Annotated in this window: 13 protein-coding genes; 6 read left to right on the top strand and 7 right to left on the bottom strand. The window is 43.5% G+C overall.

Going from position 1 to position 20,772, the window contains the following annotated elements; all coding sequences use genetic code 11:
* Positions 1-131: 131 nt before the first annotated feature.
* The 5 genes from F824_RS0124865 to F824_RS0124840 form a co-directional block, all read right to left on the bottom strand.
* Entirely contained in the window at positions 132-1,805 is a 1,674-nt protein-coding gene (locus F824_RS0124865; protein ID WP_026333924.1) for a RagB/SusD family nutrient uptake outer membrane protein, read from the bottom strand.
* Positions 1,806-1,832: 27 nt separating this feature from the next.
* Positions 1,833-4,832 carry a SusC/RagA family TonB-linked outer membrane protein gene (locus F824_RS0124860; RefSeq protein WP_022582392.1) on the bottom strand — a complete coding sequence of 1,000 codons (3,000 nt, stop codon included), beginning with the start codon at positions 4,830-4,832 and terminating at the stop codon, positions 1,833-1,835.
* Between the two features lie 449 nt (positions 4,833-5,281).
* Positions 5,282-7,306, bottom strand: coding sequence for a glycoside hydrolase family 3 protein (locus F824_RS0124850; RefSeq protein ID WP_019600652.1), 2,025 nt, complete (start codon positions 7,304-7,306; stop codon positions 5,282-5,284).
* A 624-nt stretch (positions 7,307-7,930) separates the two neighbouring features.
* Positions 7,931-9,283, bottom strand: coding sequence for a Gfo/Idh/MocA family protein (locus F824_RS0124845; RefSeq protein WP_019600651.1), 1,353 nt, complete (start codon positions 9,281-9,283; stop codon positions 7,931-7,933).
* Positions 9,284-9,326: 43 nt separating this feature from the next.
* On the bottom strand, positions 9,327-10,712 hold the full coding sequence (locus F824_RS0124840; RefSeq protein WP_019600650.1) for a 3-keto-disaccharide hydrolase: 1,386 nt from the start codon (positions 10,710-10,712) through the stop codon (positions 9,327-9,329).
* Positions 10,713-11,135: 423 nt separating this feature from the next.
* Here F824_RS0124840 and F824_RS0124830 point away from each other — a divergent pair, with 423 nt between their 5' ends.
* Both F824_RS0124830 and F824_RS0124825 read left to right on the top strand, forming a co-directional pair.
* Positions 11,136-12,995: a glycoside hydrolase family 2 protein gene (locus tag F824_RS0124830; RefSeq protein WP_139189934.1), complete on the top strand. Its 1,860-nt coding sequence runs from the start codon at positions 11,136-11,138 to the stop codon at positions 12,993-12,995.
* Between the two features lie 194 nt (positions 12,996-13,189).
* A complete protein-coding gene (locus tag F824_RS0124825; RefSeq protein WP_019600647.1) occupies positions 13,190-14,182 on the top strand; it encodes a glycoside hydrolase family 43 protein in 993 nt (330 codons plus the stop codon).
* A 62-nt stretch (positions 14,183-14,244) separates the two neighbouring features.
* Here the strand turns inward: F824_RS0124825 and F824_RS0124820 are convergent, their stop codons facing one another.
* Together F824_RS0124820 and parS are read right to left on the bottom strand one after the other, a co-directional pair.
* Positions 14,245-14,697, bottom strand: coding sequence for an RES family NAD+ phosphorylase (locus F824_RS0124820; RefSeq protein WP_019600646.1), 453 nt, complete (start codon positions 14,695-14,697; stop codon positions 14,245-14,247).
* Between the two features lie 2 nt (positions 14,698-14,699).
* The gene (gene parS / locus F824_RS0124815) at positions 14,700-15,140 is read right to left on the bottom strand and encodes a type II RES/Xre toxin-antitoxin system antitoxin (protein ID WP_019600645.1); all 441 of its coding nucleotides are present in this window, start codon (positions 15,138-15,140) and stop codon (positions 14,700-14,702) included.
* Between the two features lie 293 nt (positions 15,141-15,433).
* Between parS and F824_RS0124810 the strand changes: the two genes are divergently transcribed.
* The 4 genes from F824_RS0124810 to F824_RS0124780 all read left to right on the top strand — a co-directional run.
* Positions 15,434-17,716, top strand: coding sequence for a S9 family peptidase (locus F824_RS0124810; RefSeq protein WP_019600644.1), 2,283 nt, complete (start codon positions 15,434-15,436; stop codon positions 17,714-17,716).
* A gap of 297 nt (positions 17,717-18,013) precedes the next feature.
* Positions 18,014-19,198, top strand: coding sequence for a molybdopterin molybdotransferase MoeA (locus F824_RS0124800; protein ID WP_019600642.1), 1,185 nt, complete (start codon positions 18,014-18,016; stop codon positions 19,196-19,198).
* Positions 19,199-19,281: 83 nt separating this feature from the next.
* Positions 19,282-19,512, top strand: coding sequence for a MoaD/ThiS family protein (locus tag F824_RS0124795; RefSeq protein ID WP_019600641.1), 231 nt, complete (start codon positions 19,282-19,284; stop codon positions 19,510-19,512).
* 958 nt (positions 19,513-20,470) lie between these two features.
* The coding region (locus F824_RS0124780; RefSeq protein WP_019600638.1) for a transposase at positions 20,471-20,772 on the top strand (302 nt) is incomplete at its 3' end.

Raw genomic sequence — 20,772 nt, 5'->3', positions numbered from 1 at the left:
GTATATTAAAATATACAAAAAAAAGGTGTAGAAAAGTAATTTTCCTACACCTTTTTTACTAACATTTTATCAAAGGACTTTTTCAGTGGCCTCTCTTTCGAAAGGCCTTTTTTTAATGCAATATGATCTAATCAATAACCAGGGTTTTGGGGGAAACTGCTGGCATTGCCTTCTGTTCTATCTATTTGGTTTTGTGGAATTGGACGCAAGACATGGAATGGCTGAATACCTGTTGCCTGTGGATTGTGCAATTTTACGCGCTCCAAAAGGATTCCCCATCTTTTAAGATCCAGCCATCTGTGCTGCTCACCCAAAAGCTCACGCGCTCTTTCTTCAATAATCATTTCCATGGTCATCTGGACTGGAGTGATCAGCATGGAGGCTTCTTTTCCCGGAAAAGCAGCTCTGGTTCTTACAGCATTCACATTTGCCGTGGCTTCAGCTATCTTATTCAACTTCAACTGGGCTTCAGCCAGCAACAGATAGGTTTCTCCTAATCTCATGCCTATATAATGCCGACCACCTTCAAATTGGGTCAAATCGACTCTTCCTGGATCCAGATGCTTTTTAAGCGCCGGAAATAAACGCTCATCGTATCTGCTTGGTACCAAGACCTGATAGGGTTTTTTTGCCCTTTCGGATTCACTCATTTCAAAGCCTGGATCATAAATCGCCGTGTCGCCTAAGGAAAAATTAACCGTTGGTTTCGACTTGTCGAAATTGGTATTGAAGGTTCCCGGATTGTTGGACAAATAGACTTGTTTGAAGGATCCTTGGTATCTGCTGTCATTTATGCGATCTGCAAAAATAACGTTCAAGGTGTAATTGGTGGGCTTAAACCTTTTGAAGGGTCTTCCATTCTGAGTATCCCTTCTCATACCCGGCTGCACATCGTATTCCATCAGGAAAAAAACATGTGAATTGTTTCCCCCACCATTGGTCAGAGGGCTTCTGGTATATTGGGCCGAAAAGATAATCTCGTCATTGGTTTCATTCCCAAAAGCATGAACATCTGCAAAGTTATTCAGTAATCTAAAACTATAGTCACTGATCACTTTCTGGAACAAAGGTTCCGCCTTGGCATAATCATCATTGGCTGCTGCTTCTGAGGTAGCTTTGGTGATGTACACCTTACCCAATAGATTTTCCGCAGCTGGGCGTGTTACTCTTCCATAATTTGCAGATTTGGAAAGTGGCTCCAGATCAGGAATGGCTTCTTCCAAATCTTTGATGATTGCCGCATACATCTGCGGGACGGTCGCCCGACTTACCTGATTGGAAGGAATCACCGATTCGGACAACTGAAGGTCTATTCCCCCAAATAGTTGGGTCATGATAAAGTAATGATGCGCCCTGATGAATTTGACTTCAGCGACCCTTTGCTTTCGGATTGTTTCTGACAAGCCCGTCACATTGGGGGCTCTTTCGATCACCGCATTGCAGGTATTGATGCCTTGGTAAAACTGATCCCATAATTCTCTTGCATGTGCATTCTGACTGTCAAAGTCAGAGGTGTAGAAGTTCATGAATTTGAAAGAACCATCTGCACCATTGGTATAGGTATCCGTACCAAAAACACTGAAATTATTACCTCTTTCCGTGCCGTACCAAGCCCTTATGGAACTGTAGGCCGCATTGACACCGTCATTTAAACCGCTGGCTGTGTTGAGGTAATTGTTTCCCACATTCGAGATTACATTTTCCTCCAGGATATCCTCACAGGCCTGAGTGCCCATCAAAGCCAATCCCAGTATTCCTATTCGGGAATATCTTTTTATAGAATTATATATAATTAAATTTTTCATTTTTTCAGGTGTTTTAAATTTTGACAATTAGAAACGGGCGTTGATGCCAAAAGTATACTGCGTCACTGCAGGTGCAATGTTGGAGTTGATGACCCCACCTTCTACGCCTTGCTCACCATCAATAAATGTTTCTGGGTCTATACCCTTATGAATTCTCCTATATTCCGAGAAAATAAACGGCTGCTGCACGCTGCTGTAAATTCTCAAACTTTCCATACCCAGCTTGGCAGCCACATTGGCAGGAAGCATGTAACCCAAATTGATATTCCTTACTTTCAGGAAAGTTCCGTCAAAGTATTGTAGTGAGGAGGAATATTTTGGGAACTCTTGGTTTTGGTTCGGGCGTGGATAATCATTGGTTGGATTGTCAGGCGTCCAGTAATTGACCGCAAGGTTATTGTATCTTCCAGCCAAAGCATTGAAACCTCCTGTATGAAATGCACTTTGGATCATCGAGCCAAACCTTCCAAAAACAAAGAAGGAGAAATCTATGCCTTTATAGGAAAATCTATTGGTGATACCACCTGAGAAATCAGGAACGGGGGAACCCAAAACCTGTCTATCATCAGCATTGATTCTGCCATCCCCATTGGTGTCCTGAATGCGTATTTCCCCGACGCGGTCACTAAAAGTCAGTGCTTCATCAGCTTGATTGGTTTGCCAGATCCCTAATTTTTTCCAATCAAAGAAAACAGTTATCGGTTGGCCGATAAACCTTCCTGCTCCAATATCATCACCGTTTGACAATTCAAGGATTTCCTCCCTGTTTCGGTTGAAAATAAAATCAGTAGACCATCTGAAACCTCTTCTATCAATGTTGATGGTAGATAAGGTAAGTTCGATTCCTCTGTTTTGGGTTTTACCCACATTGGTTGTAAAACCTCCAAAGCCAGTGGAATTCGGAAGGGGCTGTGGAGCCAAAAGGTCAGAAGTAGTGGTCACATAATACTCCAATGTACCAGAGATTCTTCCCTGACTCAACACAAAATCAAGTCCGGCATTCGCAGTGGTAGAAGTCTCCCACCTTAAATTCGGATTTCCGATGGTGTTGGGTCTATACCCAAAAGCGGCAGTGTTTCCGAAGGCATAGGAAGTTCTTGCCAACAAAGGCTGTGTCTGATAAGGATCTATACCCTGATTTCCAATCGCGCCATAACTGGTTCTTAGTTTCAATTGATCGATAAAGTTATTGTCCTTTATAAAATTTTCATCACCTAAATTCCAGGCCAAGGCCACAGAAGGAAAATAACCAAATCGGTTGTTTTCACCAAAACGGGAGGAACCATCTGCACGCATGGTAGCGGTAAACATGTATTTTCCTTTATAATCATAATTTAACCTGCCCATAAAAGACAATAATGTCCATTGGATGAGGTTGGTTTCCACACTGGTGATCTGACTGGCATCATTCAACCTGTGCCACAACTGTGATGCTGCGGGTACACCTAACACATTGATATTGCTAAACTCTCTGTTGTCTTTCTGCAAGGATTGAAGCCCTGTGAAATTGAAAGTGTGTGCTTCCTTCAAGGTCTTTGTGTAGGAAATAATATTTTCCAAGGTGTAATTGAACTGGAATTCTTCCTGTATGCTTGCAGTTGGATCTCCGCCTCTTCTTGCGTTTGTTTGACGGCCGGTAAACCTTCCATATCTTCTGATGGTGATATCCGGGCCGAAATTCATCCTATAGGACAATCCTGGTGCGATATCATAAACACCATAGATACTGTTGAAAATCCGATAGCGTTTTTGTAGATCCACTTGGGCACCTGGTACTATTTCTGCCAAAGGATTGGTTCTTAAACCATCCTGGGTGGGTTGGAAATTGATGGAGCCGTCATCGTTGAAGGTCTTACCAAGAGGGTTTTCCTGTAAAGCTCCACCGAGTGGATTGAAATTCTCCCCATTTCTTTCGCTATAAGTAGTTAAAGTGGATGTACCGATTCTGATTTTATCATTGATCTTGTGATCAATGTTGGCTCTGAAGGAATATCTCGAAAAATCCTGGTTTTTCACCACTCCCACATCATTGAAAAAGTTACCGGAAATGTAGAAGGTTGTTTTATCGCTTCCTCCTGATACACCCACTTGATGACTTTGGATATTTCCTGTTCTGGTCAAGGCATCAATGTAGTCAAAACTTCTGCCTAGACGGATGCTTTCCAATTCATTCGGTTCGAACAAAGCCTCATCAGTTGTATATTGGTTGTTGGCTCTTCTTGATTCTCTTTTGTATTCAGCAAATTCTTCCCCGTTGAAGTTTTCAATTCTCCCTAAACTGCTGTTGACACCATAGTAAGAATCAACAGATACCACCGTTTTCCCAACTTTTCCTCTCTTGGTGGTGATGATGACGACTCCATTTGCTCCCCTTGATCCATAAATGGCGGTGGCCGATGCATCTTTCAAAACTTCCATGGACACGATGTCCTGAGGATTCAAGTCATTGATACCCCCTGCGATCGGGATATTGTCCACCACATACAAGGGATCGTTTCCTGCATTGAACGATCGCCTTCCCCGGATTCTTACCTGTGGCGCTGCGCCAGGCTTACTTCCTGCCTGTGTCACATCCACACCGGATGCTCTTCCCTGCAATGCCTGTCTCGCATCCGTGATGGGGAGCTCTCCGATTTCTTTTGAACCCACGGATGAAATCGCCCCTGTCAATTGGCTTTTCTTGACCGTTCCATAACCTACGACAATGACCTCTTCCAAATCGGAGAGATCAAGGGCAAGCTTGATATTGATGATGGATTGGTTTCCTATCGTCACTTCCTGTGGCACAAAACCGATGAAGGAGAATACCAAAACGCCACTTTGAGGTGCGCTAAGTGAATAGTTACCATCCAAGTCTGCGGCGGTGCCGATGGTGGTGCCTTTTACAAGTACGGTTGTCCCTGGCACGGGATCTCCGCTTTGATCTGTTATTTTACCCGTAATGGTCCTGTTCTGCCCGTAGGCCTGAACGCTGAGGGTAAAAAGGAATAACAAGATTCCTATTTTTTGGTAAATGGATTTTATCATGTCAATTGGGTTATTGGGTTGGTTAATTTTTTTGCGATCAATGGAAATCCTCACTCTTTCTGTTTCATCCTTTTGTGTTTTTAAGGTGTGTTATATTTGTTATAAGTCGTGTTTAATAAAAGTATATTTGTCTGAAGGCAGATGTTCAGGTATAATTCTTTTAAAATATTCAATAAATTAGCGAAAATATGTGGTCCTGTCCAATAAAGAAAATAAAATATTACGCAATCGATTGCGCAATATTTTCGCTGAATAAATTAGATTTTGACCTGCAAAATTATCAATTGACCGTCTACCCAAAGGATCAGCTGCTTTGATTGGTCCAATCTTCATTAAATTCGCTTCTGTTTTTTTCTGCTTTTCGGTTTTATTTTGTTCAATATTTTTCAGAATCAAAGAACAGAAGCGGTCATCGGTATTCAAGTACAATCCTTTCTTTTGTGTTTTTTTCAATCAAAGGAAAGCCCTTCACCAAACTTAAAAAGTGCATATCCTGAAGGTTTCAAGTATCCCGGTACATCCGATTGGTTTTCCAAAACCGCCTGAGTGGAAAGAGGTGTGGTCAAAGGCATTTTCCCGGTTGGGGAGAACTTCCCTGTCATAATATCCAAAATGGCATCTGATGAAGTGCCGAATGTGGCCAATACCGTTTTCACGTTTTCATTATAGATTTCCTCAATTATCCAAGGGCTCGTATAATTGATCAGGACCACTGTGGGTTTGGTTGAGGTGATGCTGTTCACATGGTTTACATCAATTTTGCAATCCGACAATTTGAGGGAAAGTGGCTGATCAGTGGAATTGAACAAGCTTGTAAAAGTGGGTGTCAACCATAAGATGACCAAATCAGCTTCTTCTTTTGAGCCCACAAAATCCAGTGCCCAATGGTTGGCCGTCGGTTGGATGACCGTTATGGGATTGTCGGTACGCCCATTGTCATAATAGGATTCAAAGTAAACTTTCGTTTTGGGTGCCATTGGAAGAGTTTGGTTGTCATTCCTCAGCAATACAATGGATTTTCTCATGGCCAGATCTCCCTTGGCTTGAAAATCAGCATTTCCTACGATTCTTTCGGCGGCAGCAACATCCACAAAGGGGTCCTCGAACAAGCCCAATAAGAATTTCTCCTTCAATAATCTGGCAATGGATTCGTCAATGCGCGCTTCTGAAACCAATCCGTTTTTTACCGTTTCAAGCAATAGGGTGGGGTCTGCCGTTCCGGAAAATAAATCGACACCACTTTCCAAGGCTCTTTGATAGCGTTGATGGATCGAAAGTTCTTCTACTCCCCAAGGCATCATTTCTATGGGACCGGTATCTGAATTGACGATTCCCTGAAAACCCATTTTATCTCTTAACAAATCTTTGATTATGGCTTTATTGTAAGCAAATGCCACTTCCTCGTATTCTGTCCCGATTGGTTTTGCATAGTAGGGCATGATGGAAGAAGTCCCGGCATCGATGGCCGCCTGAAATGGCTTGAGGTGATATTCGAACATGTTTCCTGGATAATGTTGATCCTGACCCCAAACAAAATGTGGATCATGTCCCGCTACTTGCGGACCTCCGCCCGGAAAATGTTTTGTGGTCAATGCAACCGACCCAAGCCCTAATTTTTCCCCTTGAAAACCCAACACCACTTCTCGGATCATGTCCGCAGCAAGATCTGCATCCTCGCCAAAAGTCCCCTCATTTCTTTGCCATCTCGGCTCAGTGGCGAGGTCTGCCATATATTGATATCCTTTTCGGAGGCCGACAGCTGCCCATTCCTGTCTTGCTATTTCTGCAAATTCTCTCGTCAACGGTAAATCACGCATGGCCGCCAAACCCAGTTCCCCTGGCCACTTGGAAAAAACAGTTGTGCCCTGGCTCAGTCCAATGGAGGCGTCCACGGTGATATGGTTTCGGGGGTTGGAAGCAACGATTGCAGGTATGCCCAAACGGGAATTTTCGCACAATTCCTGGAGATTGTTGCTCCATTCCGCCATGATTTTTGTGGACGTATTGGCCCGCAAGATCAAGTGGCGCAAATGCAATTCGGTAATCCCTTTGGTCGTGCCGGCAGCCATCATCATGGGATAGGGGAGTGGTTTCCTGGTAAACATGTTCATTTCCTGGACAAGGTCTTTCTCATTGAACCCCTTAGAAATCTCGGCCTTTGGAGCCCCTTGCTCGAAAGAAAAATCCCCCGCCAACCGGGTGGTGCTGATCAGCATAAAACCGATTTTTTCTTCCAAAGTCATTCGTTGGATAAGGTCACTGATCCTATCTTCTACAGGCAAGCGCCAATCTTCGTAACCATCAATTTTCCCGTTTTTGTTCAAGTCTTTGAAAAGGAAACCCTCCTTTTCCATTAGCTCGACATTCCTATATCCCAATTTGATCTGGGCAAATTGTTGTGCTATGGCGTTCCCTAGTGAGAAAATGAATAAAAGGGTCACGATAAGGGTCTTTTTGATTTTTAGCTTGTCCATAATGGCGTTGATATGTAATTTCCTGAATGAAATTAAATTCTTTTTAATTGACTTTAAGAACAATTAAATTTTATATACTTGACTAAAATAAAACAATAGTATGGAAAATAGTCAAATTTGAATTTTTTTAGTTACGGAAACGATTTCGGTTTTTGAACCCGAAATAGGTGTCTGGATTCCTAAAAGGGCTTGAACCTAAATAAATACAGATTATTTGGGGATTAAGGCAAATTACCGATATGGTGAAGTCAAAAAATGCAAAGAACGGAAGCGTATCAGGTGATTTCAGACTGGAATTGAATTGTTAATGCATGACTCGGGTTAAACCCGAATTCTAAGAAATCGAAAAAGTAACGTAAAGCATCTAACTTGATTAAGCTAGATGGAAATATCCAATAGGTTTCCAAATGGGATTGAAATTGAAAGAAAATCAGACAATTGGGAGACCAATTCCTGACACCGATATGGCGATGTCAATACAAGTAAACAACGGACTAATGATCAGATCAATACAGTATTGAAAGGCATTCGCAAGGCATAAAAAAGGGTAAAATTCGTTTTTGGTCAAAAAAAAGCACTGGACCTTTTCAGATTCAGCGCTTTTTCCAACAGGTTCAAGTGGTTTTAGATTTTTGGCTCCCAGCCTTTTTCATACTCCCTTGACCAAAGGGCCATGGCTTTTGGATTGTTCAAAATATGACCGTTTTTTGGATCACATTCGAAGTTTTCCTTTGTGCGGGAGGAGATGTTGGCCAAATGGCAGAGCAAAGTGCTTTTTGCGCCTTCATCGATAGGGGATTTTTGTTTGGCTTTTCCCCTTATGGCATCGAAGAAATTGATCACGTGGTCCGTGCTCGTATCTCCGCCACCACCAAGATTGGTGCTTCCTTCAATACTTCCAGACACTTTTTCTTCAATCATTTTTCCTGAAATGTCGAACAGCTGATATTTCCCTCTGTCCACCATCACGGATCCTTCGGTGCCGAAAATAATCGTGCCCCGGTCTGCGCCATAGGTTTTGTAATTGTTGCGGCTTTTTCCATCCCACTGGATGGTCTTGTCTCCTTCAAATTTGAAAGTGGCCAACATCGTGTCGTACATGGTCCAACCGTCGTTGACATAATGGTACTTTCCAGAATCTACTGTCACTTTGTTTGGAAAGTTTGTCTGGAGTGCCCATCTGGCCACATCGAGTTCGTGCGTGGCATTGTTACCGGTTTCGGCAGTGCCAAAATCCCAGCCGTACCAATGCCAATTGTAATCCCAGGTGTCATGCATGTACGACTTTCTGGGAGAAGGCCCTTGGAACAAATCCCAATCCAAGCCTTCAGGAGCATTTGCGGCTTTTGGAACCGGAGATTCGCCTCTGTTATTGGTGTAAAATGCTGTTGCCATATAGGCGTTTCCGATGATCCCGTTGTGGATCTTGTTGACGATTTCGATGGTATGATCGGATGATCTTTGCTGGTTGCCCATCTGCACGACCTTCCCATATTTCTTTTGGTACTCCACGAGCAATTCACCTTCTCGGGGATTGTGGCTGCAGGGTTTTTCCACGTAGACATTTTTGCCGGCCTCAAGGGCAAGCCAGGTTCCCGGTGCATGCCAATGGTCTGGTGTCGCATTGATGATCGCATCGATGTCTTTGTCTTCGATGACTTTGAAAAAACTGTTTTCCAGTTTGGGAATGTAATCGATATGCTTAGAGAAATTGGCAGCAGCCTTTTCTCTTTGGGATTTCATCACATCACAGAGATAGACGAGATTGACATTGCTGCTTTTCAGACCAATGGGTTGGTAAAAGGCACCAAGTCTTCTTCCAAGACCGATGATTCCGATGTTCAGTCGGTCATTTGCACCAAGAATGTTTCCATAGCTTTTTGCAGAAAACCCGATGGCTCCCAATGTGGAAAGTCCGGCAGTGGCCAAGGTGGATTTCTTGATGAAATCCCTTCTTGAATGGTTCGATTTTTTCATATATAATGGGTTCTTGTCAATCCTATTTGCAAGTTGATCAGGTTTATTTCAAGGTTTTGATTTTGATATTCTTGTAGCTTACCGCATCGCCATGATCCTGAAGGAGGATGTGTCCTTCTTCGGCTTCACCGAAATTTTCCCAGACGCTGTATTTGCTTTTGGCAACCAAGTCCCTGTATTCCTGAGAACCTCTTTGGAACTCCAGCACTTTTACACCATTGAGGTAATGTTCCACTTTATTGTCAGGATAAACGACCACACGGCCCGTATTCCATTGGCCAATTGGCTTGACAAATCGGGGTTGTTTGTTCGCCTTGATCAAGTCATAAAGCGAAGCGAGCGTCCTGTTTCCTTCAAATCCCATTTTGGCATCGGGATGTTTTTCATCATCCAGTACCTGATATTCCAAACCGATGGCGGAACCCTGGTTTTTTTCCGAAAGGGTCACAAAATATTTTACGCCACTGTTGGCGCCTTCGGTCAACTTAAAGTCAAAAGTCAGGTCGAATGCTTTGTATTTTTCCTTGGTGACAATATCCCCATAAGAGGTGGATTCACTTCCGTCAGAAGCCTGCACCGATAATATGCCCTCCTTGATGATCCATCCTTTCTCGGGAAAGGTTTCCTTGTAAGCACCGAACCATCCTTCGGAAGATTGGCCATCGAAGAGCAGTTTCCAGCCCTTGCTTTTTTCGTATTCGGTCAAGTCATTCAATTTGGTATTGGTCACGAAGACATCCCCTTCAAAAGGTGTAGGTTCCAGATTTTCAGTTTTGACCCTGGCATTTCTGAAATAGGTCATTTTACCTTCATCTTCCGGATTTTGAATGCTGTGTACCTGAAGACCGATAAATCCCTTTGCATCCACATCATCCACGACATAGGCGACTTCTTGTCCATTGATCCAGGATTTGATTTCGTTTCCGATCGCTTCGATACGGTAGGTGTTCCACTCGCCCATTTTGAAAGCACTTTTGGCTTTTGGATTCAAGTCAAGCGGATAAAGCCATCCTCTTCTTGCCTCGTCGTACAAGCCACCCGACCAAGCTCTTTCTGTCGGATCCGCTTCGATCTGGTAGCCAAATACCAAACCTTTTCCATCCCGGGCGGCAGGATCAAACTGACCCCTTACCATCACACCGGAATTGCTCGTAAGGTCCTCAATTTTAAGGTCCACTTCGAAAATATAATCTCCGAATACTTCGTCGGTAATCAAAAAGGTGTTGAGTGTGTTGGCCTTGGCATATCCGATGATCACCCCGTCTTTGATCTCAAATGGGGCTTCTCCCATGACTGCTTTCCAGCCGGTCAAGGTCTTTCCATCAAACAGCGCTCTCCATTCACTGACTTCCGTTTTTTCGGCAGGGGAACAGGATAAAATTAGAAAAGAAAGGATACAGGAGAATATTGAAATACTGGATTTTTTCATGGTTTAAATTTTGGGTTTCGGATTTCGATTGTTCAAATTCCTTAAATAGCGCATCAAATTCAAGGATGGCAAAGAGTTTATTTACGGAAACGTTTGCGACTATTTGCGTTTTTCAGATTTTTATTCTTATAATATACAATTAACTTTAACAGTGTTATTTAAAAAATTCGATTTAGAGAATTATCGGGAATTGTTCTTTTCAATACCAAAATTTCAAGCAGGTACCGGTGGATCTTTTGGATTATCAAATCCGATTTTCGGCCGGAATATTCTTGATACGCTCAAGTTTAGACTCCCAAAAGGATGATTATTTGATTTTGGGAATCAACAGGGGAGAGAAAAAATCAAATATTCGATAAAGACAAGACCAGAAAGCTGGATCAATACATGACAAAACCCACACAACCAAAAAAACCTTTGAAGATGAAAATAAGCTACAAGCCAATCCTTTTTTGCTTTTCCCTTTTTGGATTTTGCGCATTTGTCCCTGCCATCGCCCAGCAAAGTCCAACACCAATCAATCAAAATCCCATTACCACGCCATGGGCCGCCCAGGTCGATAAAGTGCTTCCCTTTCCGGAATATCCGAGGCCGCAAATGGTCAGAAGTTCCTGGATGAACCTCAATGGTATTTGGGAATATGCGATTTTGGATAAGAACATCTCCAAGCCAGTTGGCTTTCAGGGGGATATCCTCGTTCCTTTTCCCGTCGAATCCCATCTTTCGAAAGTGGCCAAAGCCGTGGGGGCAGAGAATCACCTGTGGTACAAAAAATCCCTGGAGATAAAGATTCCCTCCAAAAAAGGTAGAACGCTTCTGCATTTTGGAGCGGTGGATTGGGAAGCCGAAGTTTTTGTCAATGGAACCTCTGTTGGCGTACATCAAGGAGGCTTTGCTCCCTTTTCCTTTGATATCACCGCCCAATTGAAGAAATCCGGCAAGCAGGAAATCATGGTCCGAGTCTGGGATCCAACCGATCAGGGCCCACAGCCAAGGGGCAAGCAAGTAAACAAACCCGGAAGTATTTGGTACACCCCAGTCACCGGGATTTGGCAGACGGTCTGGCTGGAAAATGTGCCGGAAACCTATATTTCCAATCTCAAAATCAGCCCGGATTGGGACAAGGATCAGTTTAGGATCCAAACCGATTTGGAAGGGGGAGTGGCGAATCAAAAGGTTCAAATTAAGGTTTTGGAAGGCGGAAAGATTTTGGCCGAAACAATGGGGAATCCAGGCCAGGAATTGGTTTTGAAAATATCCGAACCCAAAAGTTGGTCGCCTGAAAATCCATTTCTTTATGATCTCGAAATCAACCTGCTCCAAGGAAATAAAGTCATCGACCAGGTAGAATCCTATGCGGCACTCCGGAAAATCAGCATGGTAAAGGATGCGCAAGGTTTTCAAAGAATGCAGCTCAACAATGAGGTATCCTTCCTATACGGCCCCCTGGATCAAGGTTGGTGGCCGGATGGCCTTTACACCGCACCCACAGATGAGGCCCTTGCTTTTGACATCCTCAAAACCAAGGAAATGGGCTTCAACATGATCCGGAAACACGTAAAAGTAGAACCTGCCCGCTGGTATTACCATTGTGATCGATTGGGAATAATGGTTTGGCAGGACATGCCAAGTGGAGATATGGGCAACAATTGGGAATCTAGGCCGGGAATCATTGGGAAAGGAACAGACAAGGAAAGAACTGCCGAATCAGAAAAAATATTCAACCAGGAATGGAAAGCGATCATGGATGCCAACCATCACTTCCCTTCCATCGTCGTCTGGGTTCCCTTCAATGAAGCTTGGGGACAATTCAAAACCCGTGAAATCACAGAATGGACAAAAAACTACGATCCCACCAGATTGGTCAACAGTGCCAGTGGAGGGAATTTTGAGATGGAAGGCGCCAAGATCACGGGAGACATTTTTGACCTTCACAACTATCCCGATCCGGTCATGCCCGATCCCGGTATCTATGGCAAAATACAGATTTTGGTTTTGGGGGAATTTGGTGGTTTGGGACTGCCCATCGAAGGCCATACCTGGCAGGAAAAAGACAATTGGGGTTACCAAAGTTTTAAGTCCGAGGCAGAACTCCTCAAAAGATATGAAAAGCTGATGGTGGATCTTCAGAAACTCATTCCAAAGGGCTTGGCTGCGGCGGTCTATACCCAGACGACCGATGTGGAAGTAGAGACCAATGGCTTGATGACCTATGATCGGAAAGTGATCAAAATCCCGGTAGAAGTGCTGAAAAAACTGCATCAGCCTTTGTATCAGAAATAAATTCTTGTCTAAACCGTAGACAATAGCAGGAAAGAATTTATCGGGAAATCAGTTTTCCCGATGAATTTTCTTACCTAAAAATCGCGAAATGGATGCTCCAAGAGCGGCTTGAAGAAATTAAATTCTTGGTTCAATAAACCTTAACCGAATTGCCGATCTTCATCAAAACACTTTTCTGTCCAAAACCTTTAATTATGAAAATTTTATTTTGCCTGTCTTACTTTTTCTTTGTCCTCAACTTGCTTTCCTGCAATCCAAAGAGTGAAAATCAAGCCTTGGTGTTTTCCGGAAACCCGATTTTCGAAGGGTGGTATGCCGACCCTGAAGTGATCTTGTATGGTGATACGTATTGGATTTATCCGACGTATTCGGATGAGTTTTCCAAGCAGACATTTATGGATTGTTTTTCTTCCAAGGACCTGGTCAATTGGACCAAGCATGAAAATATAATCGACACTGCAGCCGTGGTTTGGACAGATAGCGCACTATGGGCTCCGAGTGTGATTGAAAACAAGGGGAAATATTACCTGTTCTTTGCCGCCAATGATGTGCACCAAGGCCAAGTCGGCGGAATAGGCGTAGCCGTTGCAGATGTGCCGCAGGGGCCCTTTAAGGATTTGTTGGGCAAACCGCTGATCAATGAAATCGTCAATGGTGCCCAACCCATTGATCAATTCGTATTCAAGGATCTCGATGGATCGCATTATATGTATTATGGCGGCTGGGGAAGATGCAATGTGGTCAAGCTGAATCCGGATTTTACGGGCTTGGTTCCTTTTGAGGATGGTGAAATCTTCAGGGAAGTCACCCCGGACAATTATGTGGAAGGCCCGTTTATGTTTGTCCGAAATGGGAAATATTATTTTATGTGGTCCGAAGGTGGCTGGACAGGTCCCGATTATAAGGTGGCTTATGCGATTTCGGACAATCCTTTCGGTCCTTTCGAGCGGGTGGGCATCGTGCTGGAACAAGATCCCGAGGTGGCCACGGGAGCAGGGCACCATTCCGTTTTGCATGAACCCGAATCGGATCAATATTACATTGTTTATCACCGGAGGCCTCTTGGCGAGACCGACCGCAACCATCGCGTTACTTGTATCGATAAAATGGAATTTGATGAAAAGGGATTTATTTTGCCTGTAAAAATCACTTTTGAAGGAGTGGAAGCAAATCCTTTGGGGGAATAATAGAAATTCATTCAACTTTAATTCTTGATTCCAATCAGCGTGTCTCTCGCTTCATCAGCAATTTATTTCTTTAACCTAGGGTCAAAATGAAAAATTTCCCGACTGAGCAATTCTACTTCCGAGAATCTCGGATGCCAACAATTGAGCAAGTAATTGAAGGAGGAAGGAATAATGCTGCTGGGTACTTTGAGAGCAAGGGTGGATTTTTGGATGGCCCATTTGCTTCCCATTTCGGCCAATATCGTGGGAGCAGGATATTTGAACCAATTTTTCGGCAAGGCATCTCCTTTAATTTCCTCAATGGAATCATCCGGAATCTTGAGGATTAGTAATTCCATTTGAGGGACCAACATCGGGGGAGTATTCACCACGGTTTCCAAAAGCGAAAGGGCTTGGCTTTCGCTGGTATAAAGCACAGGAATCCCTTTTTTATTCCATCTTCCGCCGAAAAGGGCTGCGCCCATCCCGGAAAGATCATGTGCATATTTACTCCCTGCAATCCTGTAAACCAACATCCTCAGCTATACACCCCATATTCGATCCTTCCCAAAAGGTCGGAAATCTTAGATATTCCTTCGGGAACTTCCGTAAGGGCCATAGGTCTCAATCCTCCCAATGCAGTATTGGGAAGCTCCATCCATTTGAAAAAATCTTCTTTGGATCCAAAGACTTCCATGCCATAAAGAAACAGATCCGTGACCTCCAATAATTTAATAGAGGCATTGCGGGAAAGCTTTTGCTGGGCTTTGAGATGCCGATAAAGTGTGGGCTCGGAGGTGTCCAAAATAGCGGCTACCTGACCCAATGACACATCAAATGCTTCCCTAAAGTTTTGGACGGCATAGATGGCAATACCTTCCTGAGCGGCTGATAAAAAATCCATGGGATTGTCAATTTCTTCTGGGAAATTACTCTTGCCCAAGGTCTCTGTCAAATCTTGATAGCGCTTCTGTGTCATTGTTTTGTTATCAAATGATAAATTATTTTATCAATAAATAAATTTAGGGATTTTATTGATGAGGAGAAAATCTTAATCGCTTTATTTTCAAATATTTAATATTTTTCGATAGAATGATGCCCATAGGGCATTTTGATTTGAATTGCGGACTTTGGAAATCTGATTTCCCCAAAACCGTTTCATCCTTTTCTCATACCTTTTAAAAACAATCCGAAACGATTAAAAGGATTCTGTTTTGTATTGGTGTTCAAATTGGATTACTTTCATCTACCTACAGCCAACCTTTAAACACCATGAAACTTTCATTTCACAAAATCAAAAACCTAACTTTTTTTCTCTTGTTGTTTGGCATTGTACAGCAGGACCTGCTGGCTCAAGTCACCGGAGAAACCTATAAAAGAGCGGAATATTTTCTGAGCAATTCCATCCAGAAGGAAGTCCACCATCTGGAAGTGATTCCCAATTGGTTGGCCGGAAAAGAATCTTTTTGGCACCTCACACAAGTCAAGGAGGGGAAAAGATTTTTCCTGACCAGTATTCAGGACAAAACCAGCAAAGAAGCCTTCGACCATATCCATTTGGCCGAGTTACTTTCAGAGAAGACAAACCGGGAAGTGGATCCCCAAAATCTACCTTTTGACAACATCCAAATGGTGTCGGAAGATGAAGTCGGATTCAATTTCAACAATAAAAAGTGGGTGTATGGGACAAATACAAAGGAACTCACTTCCTCAGAAACAGAGAAAAGAGAAAACAGACAGGGGATTTCGCCTGATGGGAAATGGAGGGCATTTGTCAAAAACCACAACCTCTTTGTCGAGAACCTGGAAACAGGGAAGGAGATTCAGTTGAGTATCCATGGAAAGACAGGTTTTGAATATGCCAGTTATCTGGGTTGGGGAGACATGATCGAAGGTGAAAATGGAACACGACCCGAACATTTTACCGTCAACTGGTCACCCGATTCCAAAAAAATCCAAACCCAAATCGTAGACCTGCGCTTGGCGGAAAAAATGTACCTCTTGGATTTTACGGAGGAAGAAAAATACCGTCCCAAATTGCTTTCTTATTACCGAGGTTCTCCGGGAGATACCACTGTTGTGCGGTACATTCCGGTTTTGTTTGATTTGGAACAAAAAACAGAAACCCGGATCAAGGTACCGATGATTCCTCATTTTATCGGTTTGGGTTTGACTTGGGAAAAAGACAGCAAGCAATTGACTGGGCTTTTGACCCATAGGGGATTCAAAAAAATGGAACTCATCAAGGTGGATGCGGAAAATGGAATCCCAAAAACCATCTGGAGGGATAGTACGACGACTTCCTTGGAGCCTTCGAACATCCTTTTCAGGAAATTGGAGAATGGTCAGTTTTTGATCAGCTCCAACCAATCGGGTTGGATGCAGCTTTATTTGCATGACTGGGAAACTGGCAAACGGATCAGGCAACTTACGAATGGAGATTTTGTGGTGACCAAGCTCAACCATGTCGATGATGAAAATGAATGGGTGTATTTTGAAGCCACGGGAAAGGAAAAAGACAGAAATGTTTATTATCCCCATTTGTACCGGATCAATTTTGACGGAAAGGATTTGAAATTGCTGACACCTGAAAACGGCTACCATGATATCCATATCTCAGAAGACAAGAAGTTTTTCGTCGACAATTATTCAAAAGTTGCTCAACCAACAAAATCGATTCTGAGGGAATTGTCTACGGGAAAGCTGTCAATGGAAATCAGTGAAGCGGACATCTCGAATCTTCTGGCAAAGGGCTACGCATCCCCAAGATCCTTTTCTGCAATCGGAAAAGATGGGAAAACAGAGATTTTTGGGATTTATCATCTTCCTACTGATTTTGATGAAAGCAAAACCTACCCGGTAGTGGATTATACCTATACCGGACCCCATACCGCCGTCACGCCCAAAACCTTCAAGGCGGGACTGATTGGACTGCAACAGCCCCTGGCTGAATTGGGTTTTATCGTTGTGACAGTGGACGGTATTGGGACAGCAGGCCGATCCAAGGCTTTCAGGGATGTTTCCTACCGCAACTTGGGTGATGGGACCACCGATCATATGTTGGCCATTCGAAGTCTTGCTGCGCAAAACAGTTTCTTGGATTTGGAAAGGGTTGGGGTTTTCGGGCATTCGGCCGGCGGTTACGATGCGGTGCGGGCCATGCTGCTGCATCCTGATTTTTTCAAGGTTGGGGTTGCTTCCGCGGGAGACCATGATCACCGCATGGAAAAGGCATGGTGGCCGGAAATGTACATGGGCTATCCCATAGGTGATTTTTATCAGGAGCAATCCAACATTACCAATGCTGGGAATCTGAAAGGCCGGCTGCTGTTGGCGCATGGGGCTGTGGATGAAAATGTCAATCCTTCAGCCACCTATAAACTTGCAGATGCCTTGATCAAAGCGGGAAAGGAGTTCGACATGTTTATCCTGCCGGCAAACAACCACAATTTCGGTAGGGTCAACGGGGATTACTTCACCAAAAAGAGATGGGATTATTTTATCAGGCATTTGTTGGGGGAGGAGCCTTTGTTCAATTACCAGATCGGGAAGTAATTCCATTTTGGTTGTGGAATGGGCATCATCCAAGTTGGATTTCAAAATCCAGAGCCAAAAACCAAGGAAAATTATCATTGCCGCTTGGTTTTCCTTATTTTTAACTTTGAACCCGATAGATGCATTGGGTTTCCTGAATGGCCTTGAAAATGCAAGTGATCAGACTATTGGAAGAATAAGGGTTGCGACCAAGGTTGTGAAGTCAAAAACAGTAGGCATCTAATTGATTCTTAAATAATTATAGGATGATCGGGCTTGAAAATGTGTGTGACGGGTTGAAATAAAAAATTGAATACTATGATCAGCGTACAAGAAGCGAAGGAAATCCTTTTCAAGCATTTGCCAGAGCCAAAAATCATAACGGTCAAATTGGAGGATGCAGTGGGTTTGGTATTGGCTGAGGATTTGGCGGCACCATTGGATGTGCCTTCTTTTGACAATTCGGCCATGGATGGCTACGCTTTTTCATTTGAGGATTGTCAAAATAGATTGCCTATGGTCGTAAAGTACACCATTCCAGCGGGGACGGTTGATCTTCCCGAGCTCCAATCGGGTGAGGCTGCCAGGATATTTACCGGAGCACCGATTCCCAAAGGTTGTGATACTGTGGTGATGCAGGAATTGACCAGTAGGAAGGACGATTTTCTGTCCATCGAAGCCGATACAGTTAAAAAAGGGGACCATATCCGCAAGCAAGCTTCCCAAACCTCCATGGGAGATCAGGTGGCGCAAGTCGGTTGGCTGCTAAAACCCGCCATGATTGGATTTTTGGCTGGATTGGGATTTGACCGCGTTTCTGTTTTTCGGCCACCCAATGTCACGATATTGACCTCGGGCAAGGAATTGGTTTCCCCCGGGAACCCACTGGGTTTTGGTCAGGTGTACGAAAGCAGTTCCTACACGCTGAAAGCCGCCTTGAGGGAAATGGGGATTCCGGTAACGAGCATGCCCATCGTGGAGGATGATCTTGTGCGCATACAGGAATCCATTGAAACTGCTTTGGGAAATTCGGATATCCTGTTGGTCACTGGTGGGATTTCTGTCGGTGATTTTGATTTCGTCAACCAAGCATTCAAAAACCTTGGCGTGGAGCAACTTTTCTATAAGATCCGCCAGAAACCCGGGAAACCGTTGTTTGCGGGGAAAAGGGAAAACCAATTGGTATTTGGCCTTCCCGGCAATCCCGGCTCAACACTCACTTGCTTCTACCAATATGTAAAACCCAGTATTTTGAAGATAATGGGAAAAGAGGCTGCTGGAGAAAAGCCGCAACTGGTTTCTTTGGAAGGGGATTTCCAGAAGAGGCTGGGATTGACACATTTTGTGAAAGGTTTGGTTAGCAATCAGGAAGTAAAGGTCCTTTCCGATCAGGAGTCTTACAAAATGAATGCCTTTGCCCAGAGCAATTGCCTGATTGAATTCGAGGAAACTAAGGAAATGTTTGTCAAGGGAGACTTGGTGAGAGTTCATTTCTTGGATTGATTGCAATTGAATGGATTCCAAAGGTTTTGTTCCTCTTTTGGATTTGATAAATTGATGTTGTTGTTCACGAAAGCTAAAAAAATATGCTAAAAGTAAAAGCATTCGGTAAAATTGCCGAAATCCTCCAACAGGAAGAGTTCCTCATGGAAAGGGTCGAATCAACAGAAGCAATGAAGGCGTATTTAGGGACCCATTATCCAGGTTTAAAGAATATGAAGTACCAAATCGCTTTGGATAAAAAGATCATGTCTGGAGATGCTTCCTTGACCGGGATCACTGAGGTGGCCTTGTTGCCTCCATTTTCCGGAGGGTGATTTCATTTTTGTAAATTGTGAAAGGTTATAAACTCGATCATTTTTCTGTTAGAGATAGCGAGGGAGATTGGTGTTGCCAATACTATTCATTCATTTTTTCATTGCGGTCTTTGCGAAAAACCTTGATTCTGCGGGGTTTTAACGCAAAGGGCGCTAAGTTTCACGCGAAGGACGCAAAGGGTTTTTTTTAATATTCATGGTTTTGATCTCAAGGAATGCTTCGGATCCTTTCCTTTTTTTCTTTTCGGTCTTTGCGAAACACTCTGTGAACTTTGGGAAAATCTTCATTCTGCGGGATATCAACGCAAAGGACGCTAAGTTTCACGCGAAGGACGCAAAGGTTTTATTGATTTTGTATTCAGGATTTTGATCGGAGGGAATGGATTTGATCTTTTCCTTTTTGGTCTTTGCGAAACACTCTGTGTACTTTGGGAAAAATCTTTATTCTGCGGGATTTCAACGCAAAGTGCGCTAAGTTTCACGCGAAGGACGCAAAGGGTTTTTTGTGGTTTTGAAAATCTGTTGGTTTTCAGAAGATTTGGAAGGATGTATTTTTTTCTTTGGGTTCTCCGCGAAGACCTCTGCGGGCTTTGCGAAAGATTTTTTTTAACGCAAAGGGCGCTAAGTTTCGCGCGAAGGACGCAAAGGTTTTTTTGTGGTTTTGAAAATCGGTTGGTTTTCAGAAGATTTGGGAGATTGTGTTTTTTTCTTTGGATTCTCCGCGAAGACCTCCGCAGGCTTTGCGAGAGATTTTTTCAACGCAAAGGACGCTAAGTTTCTCGCGAAGGGCGCAAAGGGTTTTTTGTGGTTTTAAAAATCGATTGGTTTTCAGAAGATTTGTAAGGATGTATTTTTTTCTTTGCGTTCTCCGCGAATACCTCTGCGGGCTTTGCGAAAGACTTGGACTTGCTACATTTGAATGAACAATAAGTTAAGCTCTTTTCTTAAATTTGAAACAATGAGTAAAAGAGAAAGAAGAAAATTTGACAAGGCCTTCAAGACCATGGCCGTAGAGTTACAATTAAGCGGTAAAACCAGTACGGAAATCGGCAGTGAATTAGGCATCGGGCCTGATCTTGTACGCAGGTGGACAAGGGAATTTAAGTCTGACGGTGTGAAGAGTTTCCCTGGGAACGGGAACATGAATCACTCATCGGAACAAAAGGAAATCCTTGCCTTGAAGAAAGCTCTTAAAGAATCCGAGATAGAAAGGGAAATCCTAAAAAAGGCAGTAGGCATCTTTTCCAGGGGAGACAGCAA

The sequence above is a fragment of the Rhodonellum psychrophilum GCM71 = DSM 17998 genome, assembly GCF_000381545.1.
GTDB classification, from domain to species: Bacteria; Bacteroidota; Bacteroidia; order Cytophagales; family Cyclobacteriaceae; genus Rhodonellum; species Rhodonellum psychrophilum.
This window is presented reverse-complemented; position numbering and strand designations above follow the sequence as displayed.